The 21,955-nt window shown below is 66.8% G+C and carries 22 protein-coding genes and 1 pseudogene; all 23 read right to left on the reverse strand.

Translation table 11 applies throughout. The features are described 5' to 3' along the window. Nucleotides 1–12 precede the first annotated feature (12 nt). The 23 genes and pseudogenes from ACE3P2_RS11800 to ACE3P2_RS11910 all read right to left on the reverse strand — a co-directional run bounded on the left by ACE3P2_RS11800 (nt 13) and on the right by ACE3P2_RS11910 (nt 21,863). A pseudogene (locus tag ACE3P2_RS11800) lies at nt 13–1,016 on the reverse strand (cytochrome-c peroxidase). 276 nt (nt 1,017–1,292) lie between these two features. Next, the gene (locus tag ACE3P2_RS11805) at nt 1,293–1,625 is read right to left on the reverse strand and encodes a hypothetical protein (protein ID WP_374264648.1); all 333 of its coding nucleotides are present in this window, start codon (nt 1,623–1,625) and stop codon (nt 1,293–1,295) included. 268 nt (nt 1,626–1,893) lie between these two features. Then, complete coding sequence (locus tag ACE3P2_RS11810; protein ID WP_374264650.1) at nt 1,894–2,334, reverse strand: bacteriohemerythrin; 441 nt, start codon at nt 2,332–2,334, stop codon at nt 1,894–1,896. 19 nt (nt 2,335–2,353) lie between these two features. Continuing rightward, entirely contained in the window at nt 2,354–4,129 is a 1,776-nt protein-coding gene (locus tag ACE3P2_RS11815) for a putative bifunctional diguanylate cyclase/phosphodiesterase (RefSeq protein ID WP_374264652.1), read from the reverse strand. Between the two features lie 79 nt (nt 4,130–4,208). Beyond that, nucleotides 4,209–6,389, reverse strand: a complete 2,181-nt coding sequence (locus ACE3P2_RS11820; RefSeq protein ID WP_374264654.1) for a primosomal protein N' — start codon at nt 6,387–6,389, stop codon at nt 4,209–4,211. A 440-nt stretch (nt 6,390–6,829) separates the two neighbouring features. After that, the gene (gene hemE, locus ACE3P2_RS11825) at nt 6,830–7,903 is read right to left on the reverse strand and encodes a uroporphyrinogen decarboxylase (protein WP_374264656.1); all 1,074 of its coding nucleotides are present in this window, start codon (nt 7,901–7,903) and stop codon (nt 6,830–6,832) included. A 124-nt stretch (nt 7,904–8,027) separates the two neighbouring features. Next, entirely contained in the window at nt 8,028–9,278 is a 1,251-nt protein-coding gene (locus ACE3P2_RS11830; protein WP_374264658.1) for a sigma-54-dependent transcriptional regulator, read from the reverse strand. Beyond that, complete coding sequence (locus tag ACE3P2_RS11835) at nt 9,271–11,397, reverse strand: ATP-binding protein (protein ID WP_374264660.1); 2,127 nt, start codon at nt 11,395–11,397, stop codon at nt 9,271–9,273. Before ACE3P2_RS11835 ends, ACE3P2_RS11830 begins: the two co-directional genes overlap by 8 nt. After that, the gene (locus tag ACE3P2_RS11840) at nt 11,394–11,978 is read right to left on the reverse strand and encodes a DUF4390 domain-containing protein (RefSeq protein ID WP_374264662.1); all 585 of its coding nucleotides are present in this window, start codon (nt 11,976–11,978) and stop codon (nt 11,394–11,396) included. The genes ACE3P2_RS11835 and ACE3P2_RS11840 overlap by 4 nt, the downstream gene beginning before the upstream one ends. 16 nt (nt 11,979–11,994) lie before the next feature. Then, nucleotides 11,995–13,311 (reverse strand): 16S rRNA (cytosine(967)-C(5))-methyltransferase RsmB, encoded by a 1,317-nt coding sequence (gene rsmB, locus ACE3P2_RS11845; RefSeq protein ID WP_374264664.1) that lies wholly within the window; start codon nt 13,309–13,311, stop codon nt 11,995–11,997. A gap of 4 nt (nt 13,312–13,315) precedes the next feature. After that, nucleotides 13,316–14,176 carry a fused MFS/spermidine synthase gene (locus ACE3P2_RS11850; protein WP_374264666.1) on the reverse strand — a complete coding sequence of 287 codons (861 nt, stop codon included), beginning with the start codon at nt 14,174–14,176 and terminating at the stop codon, nt 13,316–13,318. A gap of 152 nt (nt 14,177–14,328) precedes the next feature. Then, complete coding sequence (locus ACE3P2_RS11855; RefSeq protein WP_374264667.1) at nt 14,329–15,168, reverse strand: NAD-dependent deacetylase; 840 nt, start codon at nt 15,166–15,168, stop codon at nt 14,329–14,331. Then, nucleotides 15,165–15,929 (reverse strand): methyltransferase domain-containing protein, encoded by a 765-nt coding sequence (locus ACE3P2_RS11860; protein ID WP_374264668.1) that lies wholly within the window; start codon nt 15,927–15,929, stop codon nt 15,165–15,167. The genes ACE3P2_RS11855 and ACE3P2_RS11860 overlap by 4 nt, the downstream gene beginning before the upstream one ends. A 117-nt stretch (nt 15,930–16,046) precedes the next feature. Further along, nucleotides 16,047–16,253 (reverse strand): hypothetical protein, encoded by a 207-nt coding sequence (locus ACE3P2_RS11865; RefSeq protein ID WP_374264670.1) that lies wholly within the window; start codon nt 16,251–16,253, stop codon nt 16,047–16,049. A 74-nt stretch (nt 16,254–16,327) separates the two neighbouring features. After that, entirely contained in the window at nt 16,328–16,468 is a 141-nt protein-coding gene (locus tag ACE3P2_RS11870) for a hypothetical protein (protein ID WP_374264672.1), read from the reverse strand. 76 nt (nt 16,469–16,544) lie between these two features. Beyond that, nucleotides 16,545–16,763: a hypothetical protein gene (locus ACE3P2_RS11875; RefSeq protein WP_374264674.1), complete on the reverse strand. Its 219-nt coding sequence runs from the start codon at nt 16,761–16,763 to the stop codon at nt 16,545–16,547. Between the two features lie 512 nt (nt 16,764–17,275). Further along, entirely contained in the window at nt 17,276–17,884 is a 609-nt protein-coding gene (locus tag ACE3P2_RS11880) for a hypothetical protein (RefSeq protein WP_374264676.1), read from the reverse strand. A gap of 135 nt (nt 17,885–18,019) precedes the next feature. Then, nucleotides 18,020–18,514: a hypothetical protein gene (locus tag ACE3P2_RS11885; protein WP_374264678.1), complete on the reverse strand. Its 495-nt coding sequence runs from the start codon at nt 18,512–18,514 to the stop codon at nt 18,020–18,022. Beyond that, nucleotides 18,511–20,088 (reverse strand): YfjI family protein, encoded by a 1,578-nt coding sequence (locus ACE3P2_RS11890; protein WP_374264680.1) that lies wholly within the window; start codon nt 20,086–20,088, stop codon nt 18,511–18,513. The genes ACE3P2_RS11885 and ACE3P2_RS11890 overlap by 4 nt, the downstream gene beginning before the upstream one ends. Then, a complete protein-coding gene (locus tag ACE3P2_RS11895; RefSeq protein WP_374264682.1) occupies nt 20,085–20,498 on the reverse strand; it encodes a hypothetical protein in 414 nt (137 codons plus the stop codon). Before ACE3P2_RS11895 ends, ACE3P2_RS11890 begins: the two co-directional genes overlap by 4 nt. 2 nt (nt 20,499–20,500) lie before the next feature. Continuing rightward, complete coding sequence (locus ACE3P2_RS11900) at nt 20,501–20,899, reverse strand: helix-turn-helix domain-containing protein (protein ID WP_374264684.1); 399 nt, start codon at nt 20,897–20,899, stop codon at nt 20,501–20,503. 14 nt (nt 20,900–20,913) lie between these two features. After that, a complete protein-coding gene (locus ACE3P2_RS11905) occupies nt 20,914–21,126 on the reverse strand; it encodes a helix-turn-helix transcriptional regulator (RefSeq protein WP_374264686.1) in 213 nt (70 codons plus the stop codon). Nucleotides 21,127–21,236: 110 nt separating this feature from the next. Continuing rightward, nucleotides 21,237–21,863: a hypothetical protein gene (locus tag ACE3P2_RS11910; RefSeq protein ID WP_374264688.1), complete on the reverse strand. Its 627-nt coding sequence runs from the start codon at nt 21,861–21,863 to the stop codon at nt 21,237–21,239. Nucleotides 21,864–21,955: the final 92 nt, after the last annotated feature.

The raw sequence follows: 21,955 nt of genomic DNA on the forward strand, positions 1-21,955 counted from the left end.
TGCGTCGGCGGCTTACTGGAAGGGGGCCGGACGCGGCGTGGTGTTGGTCGAAGGCGGCAGGATCGGCAGCTTGAAGTCGGGCTGCTTGCCGGTCAGGGTCTTCAGGAAGGCGACGATGCTGGCGTTTTCCTCGGTGGAGAATTTCTTGCCCAGTTGCAGGCGGCTCATGGTGTCCACGGCCTTTTCGAGGGTTTCGGCTTCACCGTCGTGGAAGTACGGGTAGGTGAGCTCGACGTTGCGCAGCGTCGGTACCTTGAAGTTGAAGCGGTCGGCGTCCTTGCCGGTGACGCCAAAGCGGCCTTCGGCGGGGTTGTTGGTCTTGTACCCCTCGACGACGCCCATCTTCTGGAAGGAGGTGCCGCCGACGGCGGAGCCGTTGTGGCAGGCGACGCAGCCGCTGTTCTTGAACAGCGCGTAGCCCGCCTGCTCCTGCTTGGTGAGGGCCTTCTTGTCGCCCTTGAGCCACTTGTCGAAGCGGGAGTCGGGGGTGGACAGGGTTTCTTCGAAGGCGGCGATGGCGGTGGTCACCTTGTCGATGTCGATGCCGTCGGTGCCAAAGGCGGTCTTGAATTCGGAGACGTACTGGGGAATCGACTTGAGGACGTCGACGGCCAGTTCGTGGGTGAAGGCCATCTCGCCCGGGTTGGCGATCGGGCCGCCGGCCTGGGCTTTGAGATCCTTGGCCCGACCGTCCCAGAACTGGGCGAGGGCGAGATTGGCGTTGAGGACGGTAGGCGCGTTGATCGGACCCTTCTGCCAGTTGTGGCCGATGGAGGTCTTGAGATTGTCAGTGCCGCCCATCGACAGGTTGTGGCAGGAGTTGCAGGAGATGAAGCCGGATTTCGACAGACGCGGATCGAAGTAGAGCTTTTTGCCGAGTTCGACCTGTTTGGCGTTCTTGACGACGACGGGGACGATCGGGCTGATCGGCTCGGCGGCGGGCTTGCGGCCAGGGCCAGGCCGCTGGCGGCGGTGCCGGCGACGAGCGTCGCCAGGGCGAGGGACTGGGGTTTCATCATCTACATTCTCCTGCGGAAGCGATTGAACCGGCGCTCACAAGGGCGGGCCGGCTTTCGAATTGGTCTGAACTACAGAAGCATTAGACATTGATGATGTTTCAGTAATCTTGATTTAGATCATGGAATATATGCTTTTCACTTGAATTTTTATATTTATGGAATTTCGCTGCGGCGCCATGCCGCATCGTTGCGTCGGTGAACGTGAGACGGGGCGTGTCCCGGTTTCCCGGAACACGCCCCGTCGCGGAGGCTAAAGCGCGGAGACTGCGGCGGTTACTTGACCGGCGCGGCGTCGGTGGCGGCCGGCGCAGCTTCGGCCTTCTTGGCCGGCTTGGCAGCCTTCTTGGCCTTCTTCACCGGCTTGGCGGCCTTCTTCTCGACCTTCGGCGCCTCGGCTTCGGCCTTGGGCGCAGCGGCGGGCGCAGCTTCGACCTTGGCGGGCTCGGCGGGCTTCACGGCGTCGGCCTTGACGGCTTCGACCTTCTTCTCGACTGCCGTGGTGACGGCGGCCTTGGCGGCCGGGACGGCCTGGGTGGCGGGCGCCTGGGCGAAGGAGACGGAAGCGAAACCGGCAGCGATGGCGAGGGCGATGATCTTGTTCAGCATGTGCATTCTCCTGGAGTACGAGGTGTTTGTTTCCGGGCGGCGTGATTGCCGGCCCTTGGAGCGAATAACGCGGCCCCCGGCGTGGACGTTGTCAGGGCAAATGTAAGCCTATGTTCAGTTGTAACAGTGGCGGGATCGAACGGCATGTGCGACGCAGTCGATTGACCCGACCCGATGCGAGGGGTATGCGCGCTGGCGTCGCCATCGCCAGCATGGTGACGCTGGATGCGAGCTTCGGCGGTCTGGCCGGCGCGACGGCGGTGGGCTGTCAGGGTTGAATGCCGGCATCGCGCTTGGCGATGATGAAGGCCGCCAGGCGTTTGTCGGTGTGCATGATGTGATTGACCAGCCAGTGGTTGAGGAAGTCGAGGAGCTCCTGGGGGGAAATCAGGATGCCGGCCTTGAGATCGTTGCGTACGCACACCACCTGGGCCGAGAAGTTGCGGTGTTCTTCGAGGTGGCGGGCGATGTCGTCGCGATCGGCGGCGTAGCCGTAGGCATGCATCAGCGCTTCTTCGGTCTCGAAATGGTACAGGGCGTAGCTGAGCAGGTCCTGGGTGATGGTGGCGAGAACGTCGAGGCTGGCGTCGGCGCCCAGCTTTTCGGCCGCTTCGTTGAGGGTGTGGACGAGGATGCGGTGCTGTTCGTCGATTTCCGGCACGCCGGTTTTCAGGCTGTCGTTCCAGATCAGGGCGGCGGGCTTGTCCATGGCGGTGTCTTGCGAGGGATCAGTGGGCGGCGACGGTGCGTCCGGCGGGGGACGGGGGTGACCACAGCGGGTCGGGCACGAAATCGTCGAGCCAGGGCACGATGCCGTCGGCGGGAAGCGGGCGGGAGATGCCGTAGCCCTGCATGACGTCGCAGCCGAGTTCGAGCAGGCGGCGTACCTGGGCCATGTCTTCCACGCCTTCGGCCACCACGTGACGCTGGAAGGCGCCGGCGAGCCCGACGACCCCCTGCACGATGGCGAGGTCGCCAGGGTCGTCGAGCATGTCGCGCACGAAGGTCTGGTCGATCTTGAGCACGCTCGCGGCGAGGCGCTTGAGGTGCACCAGCGATGAGTAGCCGGTGCCGAAATCATCCAGCGCGAAGCGGATGCCACGTGCCTGGAAGCTGGCGATGAGGCTGCTGACGGTGCCGATGTCTTCGAGCGCGGCGGTTTCGAGGATCTCGATCTCGAGGCGGTCGCGGCAGTCGTCGTGTTCGAGGAGGGCTTCGAGTCGCTCGGCGAATTGGCGGCGCATGAGCTGGCGGGCGGCGATGTTGACGCTGATCGTGAGGTCGTGGCCGGCGGCGCGCAGGCGGGCCTGCTGGCGCAGGGCTTCGCCGATGACCCAGTCGCCGATGTGCACGATGACGTCTTCCTGTTCGATCAGCGGCAGGAATTCGCCCGGCATCCGCATGCCGAGCACCGGGTGGTTCCAGCGGATGAGCGCCTCGAAGCCGACGACCCGGCCGGCGCGACAATCCACCTTGGGTTGGTAGTGGAGGGCGAATTCGTTGCGTTCGAGGGCCTGCTCGATCTTGCGGATCAGGCCGAGGTTGGCGCGGGAGCGGGATTCGAGGGTCGGGTCGAAGATGCAGAAGCGGTTCTTGCCCGACTGCTTGGCCTTGTACATGGCCTGGTCGGCGTGACGCAGGAGCAGGTCGGGGTCGGTGGCGTCGGTGGGATAGAGGGTGACGCCGATGCTGGCGCTGATGCGCGCTTCGCTGCCGTTGAGGCGGTAGGGCGTGGCGAGGGCGTCGAGGATGCGCTTGATGACCTGCTCGCATTGCCCGGCGGTCTTCAGGTCGCCGATGAGCAGCGCGAACTCGTCGCCGCCGATGCGTGCGGCGGTGTCGTCGCCGCGCAGGGTTTCGTGCAGGCGATCGGCGACTTGCTTGAGCAGCAGGTCGCCGGCGGCGTGGCCATGGACGTCATTGACGGCCTTGAAGCCGTCCAGGTCGAGCAGGCAGACGGCGAGGTGCTGCCCGTGGCGGCGGTTGTGGGCGAGGGCCTGGTCGAGGCGGTCGGAGAACAGGGCGCGGTTGGGCAGGCCGGTGAGGACGTCGAAGTGGAGCTGGCGCTTGAGGGATTGCTCCTGCTCGATGAGGCCGGTGACATCGGCGCTGGAGCTGACCGCACCGATCACCTGACCGGCGCCGTCGAGGAGCGGGCGGGCGTGCAGGCGCAGCCAGCGGACGCGGGCGTCGGGTGGGGCGATCTTGAGCAGGGCCGGGCCGGCGTGCTGGCCGCCCAGGGCGAGGGCGACCGGAAAGTGGGCCTCGTCGTCGTCGGGCACGTCGGTGAGGTCGGCACCGATGCGGGTGCGGGCGAGCCAGCGCCAGTGGCGTCCGAGGCTGGTCTGGGCGCCGTCGCCGAGCTGGGTCAGGGCGGCGGGATTGGCGAAGGTGAGGTAGCCGCGGAGATCCCACAGCAGGATGCCTTCGTCGAGGCCGAGCAGGATCGCGCGCATCTGGCTGCAGTCGAGCCCGATGAACTCGTAGGGGGAACATTCGGCCACGTTGAGCGCTCCGGGACTGCCTTTCGCATGAAAGGTTCAAGTCAGGATTAACGGCGCGTCATGGCCGATCTGAAGCTGCTCAGACCTCGGCGGGGTCCACGTCCAGGTGCCAGCGCAGCGCCCGTGGCAGCCGGAGCTGCCACAGCTGCCGACTCCAGGCGGCGAGAAAGCCCTGCAGGGCCGGTCGGGTGGCGGCCTCGACGAGGAGCTGGGCGCGTTCCCGGCGGGCGAGGCGGACCATCCGCATCGGCACGGCGTCGAAAACCTGCACGCCGAAGCCCTGGGCGAAGGGCAGGGCGGCCTCGCGGGCGGCCTTGAGCCAGTCGAGGGCGGTGGCGACCTCGTCGGCGGTGGCGCACAGCAGGGCGTTGGCGGCGAAGGGCGGGAAGCGGGCCGTCTTGCGTTCCTGCAGTTGCAGGGCGGCGTAACGGGCGAAGTCGTGGCGGGCCAGGCACTGGTAGAGCGGATGGTCGGGGTATTGGGTCTGGACCATCACCTCGCCCGGCAGCGCGCCCCGCCCGGCCCGGCCGCCGACCTGCATGAGCTGCTGGAAGAGGCGTTCGGGGGCGCGGAAGTCGGCGGCGAAGAGGGACGAGTCGGCGTTGAGCACGCCGACGAAGGTGAGCTTGGGGAAGTCGTGGCCCTTGGCCATCATCTGGGTGCCGACCAGGATGTCGGCCTCGCCCTTGCCGATCTGGTCGAGGAGGGCGTCCCACTGGGCGCGGGTGCGGGCGGCGTCGCGGTCGATGCGCAGCACGCGGGCGTCGGGAAAGCGTTCGGCGAGGGTCTCTTCGAGGCGCTGGGTGCCGCGGCCGAAGGGCTGGATGTCCTGGTTGCCGCAGTCGGGGCAGGCCAGCGGGATGTGCGTCTCGCAGCTGCAGTGGTGGCAGCGCAGGCGCTTGTCGGCCAGATGCAGCACGAGGTTGGCGGTGCAGTGCGGGCAGCGGCTGACCCAGCCGCAGGACGGGCACGACAGCACCGGCGCGTAGCCCCGCCGGTTGAGGAAGATGAGGCTCTGCTCGCCGCGCTGGAGGCGCGCGTCGATGGCCCGCAGGAGGTGTTCGGAGAGGCCGTTCTGCAGCGTCTCGCGGCGCACGTCCACCGGCCGCACGCTGGGCATGGTGGCGGCCACGGCGCGGCTGGCGAGTTCGATGCGGCGGTAGCGGCCGGTGTCGGCGGCGTGCCAGGTTTCGAGCGACGGGGTGGCGGAGCCGAGCACGATGGGCACGCTGCGCTGGCGGGCGCGCCAGATGGCGAGATCCCGCGCCGAGTAGCGCACGCCTTCGTGCTGCTTGTAGCTGGCGTCGTGTTCTTCGTCCACGACGATGAGGCCGAGCCGCGGGAGCGGGGTGAATACCGACAGCCGCGTGCCCAGCACGATCTCTGCACGGCCTTCCATGGCCTGCACGAAGCCCTGCGAGCGGGCGCCCTCGGCCAGCGCGGAGTGCAGGCTGACCACCCGCGCGGCCGGAAATCGTCCGGCGACGCGGCCTTCGAGCTGGGGCGTGAGGGCGATCTCGGGCACCAGGATCAGCGCCTGTTCGCCCCGAGCGATGATTTGCTGGACAAGGCGCAGGTAGACCTCGGTCTTGCCGCTGCCGGTGACGCCGGCCAGCAGGAACGGCTGGAACTGGCCGAAGCTGGCCGACATGGCCTCCACGGCGGCCTGCTGCTCGTCGGTGAGGGTGGGGGCGCCGGCCATGGCGGCCGGGTCGGCGGCGACGCCGGGGGCGATCCAGCCGCGCTTGAGGGCGTCGGCGACCACCGGTGTGCCGCCGTCGCCTTCGCGCAGCAGGCTGCGTCGGCGCGGTCCGTGGGTGGCGATGTCGCGCAGCAGGGCGAGGGCACGGCTCTCGCGCTTGGTGGTGGCGAGGGCGTCGCGGCCCAGGTCGGTGAGTTCGAGGAGCGGATCGGCCTCGGCGCCGGCGACGGCGTCGGCCTTGCGCAGGCGCGGTGGCAGGGCCATCGCGACGACTTCGCCGAGGGGGTGCTGGTAGTAGCGTGCGGTGAACTCGACCAGCGCGAGCCAGTCGGCCGGCAGGGCGGGGGCCTCGCGCTGGATCGCGATGACCGGCTTGAGCCGCGCGACGGGGAGCTCGGCCGCGTCGGGCAGGTCGACGATCAGGCCGGTCTTCTCGCCACGCCCGAAGGGTACCCGGACGCACCGCCCGAGATCCCCGGCGGTGACGTTTTCTGCCGTGTAATCAAAGCATTGGGGCAGCGGGACAGGCAGTGCGACGCGAACGATGGCGGTACTCATGGCCGGATAGTCGGACTTTTTTACGTGTATTTATATAAATCAGTGGCTTACAAAGTTTTGATAAGGCGTTGCGTCGGAAACAATTCTGAAACCCTTGGGGCTTCTCGGGTATTTTTTGTTGTCCACAAAATCTGTGGATAACTTTGTGGGGAAATTGGGTAAAGCCTCTTAAAACCCGCTCCCGGCAAGCCTTCGCCCTGCTTTGCCTAAATCGAGAGCAAAAAATATATCTTTATAAATCATATGGTTAGATATTTCGCTCGGTGGGCTGGGCGATAGTCGTCACAAAACTTACACAAAAGGTGGCGCTGTGCACAAGTCAAGCCCCGAATTGCAAATTTAGTGCTTGACGGGCCGGCTCGTGGGCGTTCCGGATTTGCCTTCGGGAAACAAAAAAGGCCGGCGCGGGCCGGCCCTTTCGGTATTACCGCAAAACCCGCTCAGGCGGAGGCTTGGCGCAGGTTGCGGCTGTATTCGTGAACGGTGTTCACCAACACGCTGACGTTTTCGGGGGGAGTGAACTGGGAGATGCCGTGGCCCAGGTTGAAGACGTGGCCGGCGTGGGGGCCGTAGGCGTCGAGCACCTTGCGGGCCTCGGCGGCGACGGCTTCGGGGCTGCCGAACAGCACGGCCGGATCGAGGTTGCCTTGCAGGGCAACCTTGTCGCCCACCAGGCGGCGCGCGGCGCCGAGGTCCACCGTCCAGTCGAGGCCCACGGCATCGGCGCCGGCGTCGGCGATGTCGGCCAGCCACAGCCCGCCGCCCTTGGTGAAGACGATGCACGGCACGCGTTCGCCGTCCTTCTCGCGGATGAGGCCGGCGACGATCTGGCGGATGTAGGCCAGCGAGAACTCGCGGTAGGCGTCGTGGGCCAGCACGCCACCCCAGGAGTCGAAGATCATCACGGCCTGGGCGCCGGCTTCGATCTGGGCGTTGAGGTAGGCGGTGACGGCCTGGGCGGTGACGCCGAGGATGTGGTGCATCAGGTCGGGGCGGCTGTAGAGCAGGCCCTTGACCTTGCGGTAGTCGTCGGAGCCGCCACCTTCGACCATGTAGCAGGCGAGCGTCCACGGGCTGCCGGAGAAGCCGATCAACGGCACCGAGTCGTCCAGCGCACGCCGGATCTCGGCGACGGCGTCCATCACGTAGCCGAGCTCCTGGACGGGATCGGGCACGGCGAGGTTGCGGATCTCCCATTCTTCCTTCAGCGGGCGCTCGAACTTGGGGCCTTCGCCTTCGGCAAAATACAGGCCGAGGCCCATGGCGTCGGGCACGGTGAGGATGTCGGAGAACAGGATCGCGGCGTCGAGGTTGTAGCGGGCCAGCGGCTGCAGGGTGACTTCGCAGGCGAGGCCGGGGTTCTTGCACAGATCGAGGAAGCTGCCGGCGCGCTTGCGGGTCTCGCGGTATTCCGGCAGGTAACGGCCGGCCTGGCGCATCAGCCAGACGGGGGTGTAGTCGGTGGGCTGGCGCAGCAGGGCGCGCAGGAAGGTGTCGTTCTTCGGACGGCTCACGGGGAATCCTCGGCAGGCAGGGCCGCGTTTGCGGCAAAGGCGGGATTATCCGCCATTTGCCGCCGCGGCGTGGATGAAGCAGATCAAGGGATGCGGATTTCCGCTGCGGCGCGGCGGCGGGCTGTCAGGCGCCGCTTTCGTCGTGACGCTTGCCGACGCTGATGCCGAGCTGTTTGAGCTTGCGGTACAGGTGGGTGCGTTCGAGACCGGTCTTTTCGGCCAGACGGGTCATGTTGCCGCCGTCGATCTGCAGGTGATGCTCGAAGTAGAGGCGCTCGAAGATCTCGCGCGCCTCGCGTAGCGGCAGGTCGAGGGGCAGACCGAGGGCGGTGGACGGGGTCTTGCCGAGCAGGTGGGCGACTTCGTCCATGCCGATTTCTTCTTCGAGGGTGCCCAGCGCGAGGGATTTGATGGCGGCCTTCAGTTCGCCGTAGCCACCGGGCCAGGCACGGTTGCGCAGGGCGTTGAGGGCCGCCGAGGACAGACGGCGGGCGGGCACCTCGCCGGCTTCGACGAAGTGCAGCAGGATCTGGCTGGCGATCTCGGGGATTTCGTCGCGGATTTCGCCGAGGGCCGGCGGGGCGAGGGAGACTTCGAACAGCCGGGCCAGGACGCGTTCGTCCCAGCCGTGTTCGACAAGTTCCTCGGGGCGGTGCTCGGTGGCGACGACGAGGCTCTGGCCGTGGCGTTCGAGGCGGTCCATGGCGAAGACGAGGTTCTTCTGCTGGGGGCGCGACAGGTAGATCAGCTCGGGTACGTAGAGCAGGCCGTTGCGCGCCGCTTCGAGGGTGGCGAGCTCGAGGGGCTGCGACGAGAGGGACAGATCGAGCCACGGGGCGCCGACCCGCTGGAGGGTGCGGGCACAGAGTTCGCCGAGGCTGCCCGGGCCGACGCGCAGCAGGATCACGCGGGACTTGTCGGCCATCTGTTCGAGGCGCTTCTTGAGATCGCGCAGCGGCACCGAGCGGGCGAAGGCGCCGAGGCCGAGGGGGCTCGGTGCGTTGGCGGGCTTGATGCGGGCAAGCCCGCGCTTGACCGCGGCGAGAAGCTTCTGCAGGGCGATGGGCTTTTCAAGGAACTCCATCGCGCCGATGCGGGTGGCTTCGACGGCGGTGTCGATGGTGCCATGGCCGGACATCATGACCACTGGCATGGTGAGCTGGCCGTTGGCCGACCATTCCTTGAGCAGGGTGACGCCGTCGGTGTCCGGCATCCAGATGTCGAGCAGGACCAGATCCGGACGGGCGGCGTTGCGGGCGGCGCGCGCCGCACCGGCGTTCTCGGCGAGGATGATGTCGTGACCCTCGTCGCGGAGGATTTCGGACAGGAGTTCGCGGATGCCGACTTCGTCGTCAACGATGAGGATTTTAGCCATGGGCTGGGGACTCTGGGTGAGGGGCGCTGCGCAGGCGGATGCGGATTTCCGCTCCGCCGGTTTCTCGATTGGCGAGACGAATCTCGCCGTCGTGCTCGTCGATGATCTTCTTGACGATGGCCAGGCCGAGGCCGGTGCCGCGGGCCTTGGTGGTGACGTAGGGTTCGAAGGCGCGGGAGAGGATCTCGGGCGGGAAGCCCGGCCCGTCGTCGCGCAGGATCAAGTCTACCCGGCGCGCCTCGACTCGGGTAGACAGCCAGATTTGAGGTGCCTCGGTGTCGGCGAGGGCGTCCTCGGCATTTTGCAGCAGGTTGTGGATGACCTGGCGGATCTGGCTGGCGTCGCCGAGGACGGTGGGGGTTTCGCTGGAAAGCTCGGCGTGGATCATCACCCGCGAGCCGTCGTAAAGGGCGAGCACGTCGTGCACCAGCGCGTTGAGGTCCACCGGCGTCATGACCGGGGCGGGCAGGCGGGCGTAGTCGCGGAAGGCGTTGACGAGGTTCTTCATCGCCTCGACCTGATTGACGATGGTGGTCGTCGAGCGTTCGAGCATTGCCCGGCCTTCCTCGTCGAGGCGATCGGCGAGCTTGAACTGCAGGCGCTCGGCGGAGAGCTGGATCGGGGTGAGGGGGTTCTTGATCTCGTGGGCGAGGCGCCGGGCGACTTCGGCCCAGGCGGCATTGCGCTGGGCAGCGATGAGGTGGGTGATGTCGTCGAACACCACCACCGTGCCGCCGCCGGTGCTGTCGGGCAGGCGGGTGCCGTGCAGCAGCAGCGTCTGGGTGCTGCCGTCGGGGTTGGAGAACTCGATCTGGCGGTTCCAGTCGGCCTCGGGGCCGTTGAAGCCGGCCAGCAGGGCGTCGCGGAAGGCGGCGTGGGCGGTCCAGTCCTCGAGACGGGTGCGCTCGTAGTCGTGCAGCTCGTCGTTGAGGATGGTCATGGCGCCGTGGTTGGCGGCACGCAGGTGGCCGTCGGGCGAGAAGGCGAGGACGCCGGCGGAGAGGTTGGCGAGCACGCTCTCGAGGTAGGCGCGGTTGCGCTCGACCGCGGCGCGGTTGGCATCGGCCTGGGCACGGGCGTCCTGCAGCTGGCGGGTCATCTGGTTGAAGGACTGGGTCAGCACGCCGAGCTCGTCGCGAGCGGGCAGCGCCTGGCGGGGGCTGAAGTCGCCGGCGGCGACGGCCTGGGTGCCTTCGGCGAGGATGAACAGCGGGGCTGCCAGGCGGCGGGTCAGCACGAAGGCGACGGCGACGGCGGCGAACAGCGCGAGCAGCAGGGTCAGGGTCAGCGTGAGGGTGTAGATGCGCTTGAGGCCGTTGCGTGCGAGGGACAGCTCCTGGTAGTCGCGGTGGACGGTTTCGACGCTGGCGGCGTTCACGGTGAAGGAGCGCGGCACCTGCTGGGTGATCTGCAGCAGCGGCGGGTCGGCGAGGTTGCGGGAGGGCACCGGGACGATGACTCGCAGCACCAGATCGTCGCTGCCGTGGGCTTCGGCGGCCTTGTAGCCGTGGGCCTGACGGGCTTGGCGCAGCTGGGCGGAGGACGGTTGCTCGGGCAGCAGTACGTCGATCTGGGTGTCGGCGGTGGCGAGGATCTTGCCGCTGGGCGAGAACAGGGTGGCGGAATCGATGGCGGCCCGTTCGCGTAACTGGTTGAGGAGTGGCGAGCGGATCTGCGGCGCGACCTCGAGTTCGAGGGCCATCTGGTCGGCCTTGCCGGCGAGCTGGTCGAGCAGGATGTCGAGGGTGGTGCGGCCCAGCTGCAGGCCGCTTTCGAGGGCGGCATCCACCCGCACGTTGAACCACGACTCGATGCTCTTGACCGCGAACTGCAGCGACACGGCGTACACCAGCGCGCCGGGCACGACGGCCATCGCGGCGAAGATGGCCATCAGGCGCAGCTTGAGGCGCGAGCCGAAGCGTCGGGCGCGGTATTCGCGCCACAGGCTGCGCAGCTGGGTGAAGACGAGCCCGGCGAGGATCAGCGCGATGATGCCGTTGAGGCCTAGCAGCAGGGTGTAGTTGCGGGCGAACAGCGGTGTGTTGGCGCTGGCGGTGGCGAGCAGGAACAGCAGGATGCCGGAGATCGCCGCGGCGACCACGAGGACGGTCGGTCTCATTTGGCGCTTTCGCGGGCGGCGGCGACGAAGGTCCAGCGGTACCAGTCGGTGGCGAGGTTCCAGTCCTTGCGGCCCAGTGCGCTGACCTGCAGCGGTTTGGGCAGTTCGCCGACGTCGAGCCGGAAGCGCAGCGCGGCGTTGTAGCTGCGCCCGACGCGCAGGCTGCCACGGTCGGCGACGCCCCAGTTGCGGATGCGCAGCATGGTCCGCAGGGCTTCGTCGAGGCTCCCGAAGTTCTGGTGCAGGGCGCCGGTGGTGAGTCGGTACTGGCGGGTCAGCGACTGGTAGGAGAGGCGATAGGTGAGGCTGCGGGTGGCGATTTCTTCGTCGAGCCAGTACCAACGCGGGGCGCTGAGTTCGAATTCGGCGATGAAGTAGAGCGATACGCCGCGTCCGACCACGTCGGCCAGGAGCGGGGTGAGCTCGGCGGCGATGTCGGCGTTGAGGATGTACTGGTCGTCGCTGGGCTGGAGCGCGGCGGCGCGAATCTCGGCGTCGCTGGCGTGGGCCGGCAGCGCCGGCAGGCCGAGACCGGCCACGGCAAGGGCGGCAAGCCCGTTGCGCAGCAGCCGGCGGCGCATCGACGCGGGCTGGGCGTCAGGCGGCTTTCTCGAGCAGTGCGTAGAAGAATCCGTCATGTTCGGTGCAGGGCAGGTACTGGCAGTCGAGCTGGCCGGCGATGGGCAGGCGGCGGCAATCCGCGTGGCGGGCGGTGAAGGCGGCCATCTGCTCCCCGTTTTCTTCGGCAAACACCGAGCACGTGGCATAGAGCATTTTGCCACCCGGCGCGAGGACTCGCCACAGCGCATCGAGGATCTCGGCCTGCTGGGCGGCGAAGCGGGGAATGTCGCCGGCACGGCGCAGCCACTTGATGTCGGGGTTGCGACGGACGACGCCGGAGGCCGAACAGGGCACATCGGCCAGGATGCGGTCGAAGGGGCGACCGTCCCACCAGCGGTCCACGTCACGGCAGTCGATGGCCTTTACCTCGGCCGCGAGGCCCAGGCGCGCGAGGTTTTCGTCGATCCGCCGGGTGCGTGCCGCGTCGGTATCGAGGGCGGTCAGCGCCACGTCGGCCTGTTCGAGGATCGCGCAGGTCTTGCCGCCGGGCGCAGCGCAGGCATCAAGGACGCGTTGGCCGTCGCGTAAGTCCAGGTGCTGGACAGCGTACTGCGCGCCGGCATCCTGCACGCTGAGGCAGCCTTCGGCAAAGCCCGGCAGGCGCGCCACGGGCACCGGGCGTTCAAGGAGCAGGGCGCCGTTGGCGAGGCGTCGCACGGCAAGTCCGGCCTCGTCGAAGCTGTCGAGGGTTTCGGCGAGGGTGGCGCGCAGCGGGTTGATGCGCAGCGCCATCGGCGGATGGGTGTTGCCGGCGGCGAGAATCGCGCGCCAGTCCTGGGGATATTGGGTCTTGAGGCGGCGAATCCACCAGGGCGGGTGACGGTGTTCGGCGACCATGTCGGCATCGGCCGCGTGAGCGAGGTCGGCGCGCTGGCGCAGGGCGTTGCGCAGCACGCCGTTGGCGACACCCTTGAACTTGCCGTCAAGGAGGGTGGCCGCGGCGCTGACCGCCTGGTCGACGGTGGTGTGAGCCGCGTCAGGACGGGCGTCGAGGCGATGCAGGGCTACGCGCAGGAGCGATTGAACGGGTTCGGGCAGGGGCTTCTGGAGCAGTTTGCCAAGGGTGAAGTCCTGCCGTCCGTAGTCGCGCAGGGTGCCGTAGGCAAGGTCGAGAATGGCGCCGCGGACGGCGGCCGGGGTGCCCGGACGGCTTGCCCAAAGGCGGGCGAGGGCGTCGGTGAGGGTGGTGCCGGCGACGACGTCGGCGATGAGGCCCGCGGCGGTGAGCAGCGCGTGGCCGAGGCTGTCCTCGGGCAGGCGGGGGGCGTATGAGACGGGGTGGCGTTCGATCATGGTGTCAGGCGAGGAGGTCGCGCAGGTAGTTGGGCAGCGCCGCGCTGGCGATGTGCAGGGCTGGATTGTAGTAGCGCAGGCCGTCGATGCGGCGTTCGGCAAGACGGGCGGCCAGGGTTTCGAGATCGCACGGGTGAGGTTCGAGGCTGGCGCGGACGAGCAGCCAGGGGCCGCCGTACAAGGGCACGTGGATCAGGGCTGGGGTGAGATGGGGGAAAACGTCGCGCACGCGTCGATGCAGGGCGCGGACTGCGTCAGGTTGGTAGAAAGGGGAGCCGAGCTGCAGATGGACGAGCCCTCCGGGTTGGAGCGCGGCGGCGCAGTCGCGCAGAAAGGCGTGGTCGTGCAGGTGGGCGCAGGCCGGATCGTCGCTCGCGGTGAGATCGAAGAGGATCAGATCAAAGCGTTCGCCGCAGGCTCGTGCCTTTCGCAGGTGAGTGGCCGCATCGCCGATGCGCAGGCGCACACGGGGATCTTCAAAGGCGCCGGCGGGCAGGCTGGGCATCTCGGCACGGATCGTCGCGACGACCTGCGGGTCGAGTTCGGCGACGGTGATCTGGGCCAGGCTGGGGTGCTTCAGCAGTTCGCGGGCACTGCCGCCGTCGCCGCCACCGAGGACGATGGCGCGCCGGGGAGCCGGGTGGTTGAGGGCGGCCAGGTGGGCCAGGCTTTCGTGGATGATGAACTCGTCGGCCGTCGAGGCCATTGCGTCGCCGTCGAGGGTGTAGAGCTGTCCGAAGCTGGGGTGCGTGACGAGGCGGAGGCTTTGGTCGTGCGTGGGCAGGACGTCGCCACAGCAGGCGTTTGCGAGCGTGAGCGCGGTGTCGTCGGCGAGGGGGATGGTCAGTGTGGCAGGGTGTTTCACGTGAAACATGCTTGGAGAACCGGGGTTTGAGTGGAGGCGGAGCGGTCTGAAAGGTGTGATGGCGCCGCCGTCATGATGTTCCCGGGTGAGGTGGTGGCGTGGTGGGCGTGCCGGTCTGGCGTGCAGCGGTTCCATGTTTCACGTGGAACAACTCAGCCGCTGAGGAAGGCTTGTCGGACGAGCGCGGAGCGGAGATTGCGCAGGGCGTCCAGGCCGGTACGCGGCAGGCTGACGCCCTGGCCGGGAATCTCGGGCTCCGTCGGGTTGATGCGGATCAGTGGTACACCGAGGGATTCGCTGAACCAGCGGACGGTGGGTACGTGGCTGCCGGCGCCCACTTCGATGACAACGGGGCGTTCGACCTGCCGCAGCCATGCGTCCAGCCGATCGCGTTGGGCTCCGCTGCGCTGGGGAAGCCAGCCCCAGTCGCCGAACATCAGCACATTGGGGCGCAATAGGTCGCCGCACTGCGCGCAGCGGGGCAGGGCAGAGCGCAGCAGGCAACGGCGCGTATCGACTTCGGGCTCGAATCCCTCGGCGCTCATGATCTGCTGCCCGCACCCGGCGATGCACTGGAGGTGATGAATCGAGCCGTGGACTTCGCAGAGCCGTGCACCATCGAAGCCTGCTCGCTGAAACTGGCCGTCGACGTTGGAGGTGAAGACGAAACTGCGATGGGGGAGCTTGTCGCCGATCTCGCGCAGGATCGCGAAACCGGCATGGGGGCGGGTACGCCGGTAGAGATCGAGCCGATGGCCGTAGAAGCCCCAGGCGAGGGCGGGGGTTCGCACGAACGCGTCCGGGCAGGCGATTTCCTCGAAGGCGATACGGGCCTCGGCGAGGGCTGGGTAGGCGCGCCAGAAGCCGGTGTTGCCGCGAAAGTCGGGGAGGCCCGAGTCGACGCCGATGCCGGCGCCGGCGCAGATGACGAGGCCGTCTGCCGCAGCGATGAGGCTGGCCGCGTCGTCCGCGGCGACATCGACGGCGCTCATCGCAGGGCGAGGAGGAAGATGCGACGGAATGGAAACAGGGTGAGTCCGTTGGCGTCTGCCGGATACGCGGTGGCAAGCCGGGGTGCGAGCTGCGCGATGAAATCGTCCTGCCCGGCCGCGTCCAGAGGGGCGAGGTAGGGCAGCAGCGTGGTGCCGCGCAGCCAGTCGAGGACCGGGCGGTCGCCCGACAGGGGCTGCCAGTAGGTGGTCTCCCACAGGGTGAGCTGATGGCAGTGGGGCGCCAGCAGGTGGTGGTAGTCGGCCATGCCCAACACCGCCCCCATCCGTGCCGTGCCGATGCGGGCCGCCCAAGCGGGGCTGGCGGCCAGGTCGCGGATCAGACGGTGGGAGGGCGCGTCGAAGTTGCCGGGCATCTGCACGGCCAGCACGCCGCCCGCGGTCAGCTGGACGAGGAGCCGCGGCAACAGCGTCGGATGGTCGTCGAGCCAGTGCAGCGCGGCGTTGGAGAACAGCAGGTCGACGGGGCCGCCGGATGGTGTCCAGTGGGCAATGTCGGCAGATTCGAAGTGTGCCGAGGGCAGCGCCTCGCGGGCCCGTTCGAGCATCGCCGGCGCGCTGTCGACGCCGGTGAGTCGGGCGTCGGGCCAGCGTTGGGCCAGCAGGCGGGTGACGTTGCCGGCTCCGCAGCCGAGGTCGACGATGCGCGATGGCGATATGGCGGGAATCCGGGCCAGGAGATCGAGGGCCGGGCGCAGGCGCTCGTCGGAGAACTGCAGGTAGCGGTCGGGGTTCCAGCTCATGGGCGCGCTCGAAGTGAGGGGATGAGCGGAATGATGCCAGCCGGTGGGGACGGGCGCCATGCGCGCTCGGCCGGTGAAATGTAAAAGCCCGGCGCGGGGCCGGGCGGAGGGAAGAGGTCAGGCGGTGGTGTTGATGATCTGCCCGACCAGTTGCCCACTGGCGTTGGTCACGGGCGGTGGCGTGGGATCGACCTTGCTGGCGCCATCGTCCTTGTCGCGGTCCTTGTCCGGGGCGACTTGTCTGACTTCGCTGGCTTCCGGCTGACGCGAAACGGCCTGGGCGGTGACGGCGCTGGTTGCGCCGCCGACGGAGCCGACATTCATGCATACCTCGCTTTCCGTTGTTCGACTGGGTGAGGACATTAACGGCGTGGCGGTGAGCCAACCTTAGCGTCCGATCACGCCGCGCGAAAGAGCAGGATCTGCCCGAGGCTGCGCAGTCCGATCCGCTCGTCGAGCACGAAGCCGCCGCGCCGGGCGAGTTCGATCCATTCGTCCAGCGTGCGCTCACGCCCATTGCCGCCGACGAACATCTGCATGTCGGGGGCAGAGGCGGAGGGTGTCGGCAAGCGCTTCGAACGCTATCCATGGCTGCGGATAAGTGCCGATTGAAGTTCAGGTGGTGGACCAGGTAGTCGAATAGGTGCTTGCCAGGTCGAGCCGCGCCGCCACCCATAGCGCCCGCGATTGCCTGTACGCGAGGCCGATTTGCACCCGTCGGAACCCTGCCGGCATCCGGCGGCTGCTGACGTGGGCCAGGGCAGGAAGGAAAGGCGCATCCATCGGGCGTTGGATCTGTGCCTCGAAGATCTCTTTGAGCAGCACTGGCGTCATGGCCGGTCTGACGAAGCTCAGGCGCAGGATGTCAGGTTCGACCGACGGGCTGATGCGTCCGTCGTGCCTGGGCGCGCTGACCCCGGATTGCGTCCGTCAATTGATATCGGGGATCGTGGAGTGTGCGCGGCACCGTGAGGTGGGATGGCGAGGGGAGGGTTCGATGCAGAATCTAGCGAATGGCCGGAAAGCCTTGTCGTTACTGGATTTCAGAAAATCCGAAATCGAAGATGGGCACACATATGGGAACACCAGATGAAGGTGACTCCCATCACTGGGGCGGGTTGGTCGGTAAGCGATCAGCGGAAACAACGACCCATAGGGGCCGAAGAACTGTCGGGTCTCGCGGTTCTATGTCCTCGTGAAGCAACCTCGCTAACAGAACCCGCGCAGTTCAGGCGTGCGGATTCATGGTTATTTGATTCCCGTTTGAGTCGGGGAAGTTTTCCCTGCATGGGATACCAGTCGGTTTCTGCCGCTCACAGCAGCCAGGGATTGCCTGCCCACTTCCTCTACATTTCGGCGTGACGATCCAGCGCGCGTCTGACGGAATCTAGCCCGCGCGCCATGATCCCAAGGTGTTCAGCCATTCCAGCCAGCGATGCGTCTACTAGCGCGTCATGTTCGGCAGTCAGTCGCCAGAAGGTCCGCCAGTGCATCCCGCGCGGCTTCGTTCGGGGTGTCGCGTTGAGGATGCCCACAGGCCAACCCAGCCGCCGCCGGATCTTGTCCGCGCGCCCGGCCAGACGGTCGTAATCCCGCTCCCGCTGGCTTTCGTAGGCCAGCCGGTAGCAGTGCCGGCAGGCAAAGACTGCGCCGCCGAACAGGATCGCCACGCGCCGCTGGCAGGATGGGCACAGGAACCACGGACGTTCTCCACCGAAGCGGCAGGGCGTCCAGCTCAAGCCCACCGGATAGCGGTAGTCCTTCCTCTCGCCGTTGCTGGTGGCGGAGTAGTTCAAGATCAGCCGTCCGGCTTCGGCTCGCACGTGGACCGAAGCCCGGAGCACGCCGCGGCTGCTCCAACTCCACATCGCAGCGTTCCCGGCGGCCAGCATCTCGGCCCCGTGCAGCGCCCGCACATCGAGCCGTCGATAGTCATCCGTGGTGCTTTTCGTCATGTTTCCTCGCGGATTTGTCGTGTCGAAATCAATAGGCAATTTCAACAGGTGCTAACCAAGCAAAAAGCCGGAAACTCTCGCTCCGTCTGGCTTGACGAAGGTTTCCAGCGATCTTGAATTACCGCATAGTCAGGGTCAGTTCTCCCAGGTTGCGCAGCTCTTACCCTGGTCGTCAGGCAGTCGTCGAAGCGGATGCCCAGGCCCGTAAGCCGGTGGAAGGTCGTCCCGCTCCCCGCAGTAGCCAGGAGACAAGCCGGGCCGTTTCAGGTGCCGGCATGTCTTGCAGGACGGGGCCGTCGTTTTCAGCGCCGATTCAGGCAGCGGTGCCACCGCCAGTGCATCGGGATAGGCGGCCAGGACTTCCGCGTGAGCGGCAGCAGGGGCGTAATGCACCGCTACCGGATCACGGTCAACGAAGCGGAGCAGCCAGGCCGGCGACGTGTCCGCAGGCCGGGCAGGATGCGGTTCCGGCGTCGGATCGTTCGCCGCTTGCGCCCCCTCGATTTTTTGAAAAGGGGCGGGGGGCGTACCTTCAAAACCTACAAAACCCCCCGTTTCGAGGTTTTGATGGTTATGTAGGGTGCCTCCCCCCGCGTTTGCGGATTTCTTGAGGCGATCCAAGTAGCTCATGCGTCCGCCCCCTTGCCCCACGTTTTCGGGTTGATCTGATAGCTTGCGGTCGGCCTGCCACCCGCTGCGCCGGGCTTCGTATCGATGCGCCGCAGGTGCCCCAGGTCACACAGCAGGGCCGCCGCCATCTTCACCGCCTCGGGGGTGCCCAGGTGCGCCCAGCCCTTCAGATACACGTCACGCACTGCGAACCCGTCCGCCACCTTGCCAGCCTGGATCTTGGCAAGCAAGGCCGTTGCCGCGTCGGTGTTCGGCCCGGTGCCGGCCCCGTAGGCTCGGGCTGCATGGCTCTTTAGGTAGTCTCCCCAGGCCAGCGCCCGCAACAGGGAATCCATGCTTACCTCGCTCTCGCCGTCCGCCAGAGCGCAGACCAGCGCCAGCGCCGGAACCAGCTTCCGGTATTTGGACAGGTGCGACTCCATCGCCGGGTGATGTTCGCCGGACCGAAGCGCCGTCTCGAAGTCGTGTCGCCAGTCGTCAAACTCGGCTTGTGCTTCGGGCGAGAAGCGATAGACGGCGGGGGCCGGCTCGCCGGTCTCCGGGTCAGTGCCGGGCTGCATGGCGTCGAGGCGCTGGAAGGTCTCGAAGGCGGCATTCTTCGCGGCGGTGTCCGGGAAGCGATCCACGTTGCGCCATGCCTTGCCCACGTCCGGCCAGACCAGCAGCCCGAAGCGTTGCAGGAGGCCGTCGTCAGCAGCTCCGCCCGATACCGCATCATGGATGTAGGCTTGCAGCTTGCCCGGCTGGATGCCGCCCAGCAGAGACAGGCAGACGGCGGGAATGTGCAGATTCCGCCCCCGCCCGATGCGGTCGAAGACGTATGCCTGGTTCCCGTCGTAGCCTTGCAGATAGAAGGCTCGAGAGCCTTCCTGCCCTTCCTTGTCGAGACTGCGCAGCAGCCCGTTTAGCTCATCCCGGTAGGCCAGCACGCCCCACGGGTTTTCGATCAGGATTTCCCCCAGGGCTTCCACGCTGGCATCCGTCACGATGTAGCGGCGCAAGGCCGGCGGCTTGGATGCCTCGAAGTCGGCAGCTTCCGCCAGGAGGTGCCGGGCCTCTTCGAGCTTGCCCTTATCGACAAGCCCCTGGGCCTTCCTTTCGGTCGCCTTGCCGCCCATCCCTTCGAGCTTCATCTTGATGTCGTGATCGCGCATCGCTTCGGCGTGCAGATCGCCGGCCACGACTTGCAGGCGGTCGAGGGGCTTCATGGCCTCGGCAAGCGCGGGAGACTTCATCACGCCGGGCCTGCCCACGACAGCGCCCCACAGGTTCGGGATCACTCGCCAGTTGTCCCGCCGCTTCGGTGCGATGCAGGCTTTCCGGCCAATCACAGAGGACAGCGCCACCATTGCCGCCACGGCGGGGAAGTCGGGCGGACACTGCATCCGGTCTGCAATATCAGTCACCCATGGCCCCAGGGCGTCAGGCATCAGGGCGGCGTCGAACGGCTCCACGGGCAGCAGCATCGAAGGAATCGGCAGCGGATCGCCCCACGGCTCGGGGGTCAGCTCGGGCAGTACGTCGGCACGGGTTTCGAGGGTGTCGGCTTCCATCGGCTCAAAGGCGGCGTTCATGGCTGCACCTCCAGGCCGCGGGCGGCGGACACGATGAATTCCACGTGGGGCGCATGGTTGCGCAGCACGATCAGCCGGCGGGGTTTGCAGGCGATCAGTTCCGCCAGCAGCCGGTGCAAGCGGTCGCCGTCACAGGGAGGCGGAACCTTAACCAGCACGTCGAGGCCGGCCAGGATGCGCCAGTCGTAGGCCGCGGGGTCGGCGTCCCAGGGGCAGGCCAGCGCCGGGCCAAAGGGTGGGCTTTCCGGCGGCCAGCAGTCGAGATAGACCATTGCCTGCCGGCCCTTGGGTTGCAGGCCGCGCAGGACTGCATCGGCCAGCGGCTTTCCAAACGGCGGGAGCTTGCGCCCTTGCGGGCATTTCCAGATCGGGGCCACGGCAGGGGCGGGGGTATTGATCGTGCGTCCCATGTTCAAGCCCCGGGGCAATCTACATCACTCGCGCCGGGCTGATCGCCGCAGTCATGCTCGCCAGCGGGAGCAATCAGCTCTTCCATGAAGCCGGGGGCGGGCCAAGACGGTAGGCTCAAGCTGTACAAGGCGACATTGCGCCGGATGCGCCCGCGAAACTCCACTTCGGGCAGAATCACGGTGATGATGTTGAAGCCCATGCCTCGCAGATCGTGAATACGGGCTGCGGCCTCGGGAATTGCAAGCTCCGCGGTCAGGCGAAACGACAGGACCGCGCCCTCTGTTCGCAGTAGTTCGAGCACCTCGGCGCATTGCCCGGTGACGGCTGGCGGCCTATGATCGCGACTGAAATTGTCTTTGGGGTTGCTTTCGCTCGGGCGGCCCTTTTCCTTATTGGTCATGGCGTCCGCTCCCGTCAGGCAGCCTTGCGGCTTGCTTGGATTCGGGCGTTCAGCCAGGCGTCAATCTCGGACTCGATCCAGCCGACGGCCTTTTCACCGAGCGAGATGGGGGCGGGGAAGGTGCCGGCCTTGATGCGGTCGTAGATCGTGGAACGGGCGAGACCGGTCCTGGCCTCGACCTGCGGGCGCCGCAGGATGGTGAGGGTGTTCTGATGCTGAGCAGCCATGTCGGATTTCTCCGTCTGTCACCGGAACTTACCGGCATGGCTACAATGTTGCGGAGACTCGATGTCACGAAGCCCGAATTCGGTGTTGTCTCGATGAATTCGGTTTTCCGCTACTTGTTTCTGCGGGTAACAGCTTCTGGGATCTCTTTCAAGACCGCACGGATCGTGTCGTCGCCAACCGGCGCACCGATGCACTCGGTCGACTCTGCAATGCGGCTAGCCGCGCCCCGCTCCAGAAGATCAAAACCGCCCTTCTCAGCAAGGGCTGCGATGATGATCAGCAAAGTATCGCGCGTTCTTGTTGCGGCCCCCCTGCGCTGAGGTGCTTCGCGCAAATCCAGACCACCGATTACATCGTCCAGGTTTGGTAGATCCGCCGGAAACCATCCAAAATCGTGAAGCCCAGGACACACTTGAAACTTCTCGTAGTTGTTCAGCCAGTTATCCGCCCACTCTTCTGCGGTCGCCAAATTCCGGCGTTCGATACGTGCTTCCGCCAGAAGATCAAGGGCCGTCTCTTTGTCCGGATCGCTGGAGGCGCCGTAGCGGCCAAAGCGATCAAAGCGGTAAATGGGCCCCTTTTCTATCGCGGTTGCGAGTACGGCAACCGATGCGTCAATTGACAGAAGATCGAACAAACTCAAGAAAGGCCCAGAAGGATCACCTTTTCCTTTGCTCCTGTGAGTAGTCACGCGGTCAATGAATTTCGCTTCGCGCATATCGAATTCGTTTTTCATTCAGCGCTCCATAGTACTCGCCCTTTTTGGAGAGGCCCCGCCGACCGGGCAAGGGAACCCGATTTCCTCTCGTCGGAGTAGGCGCGGCGGTG

The organism is Zoogloea sp., assembly GCF_041911615.1.
Classification (GTDB): Bacteria; Pseudomonadota; Gammaproteobacteria; order Burkholderiales; family Rhodocyclaceae; genus Zoogloea.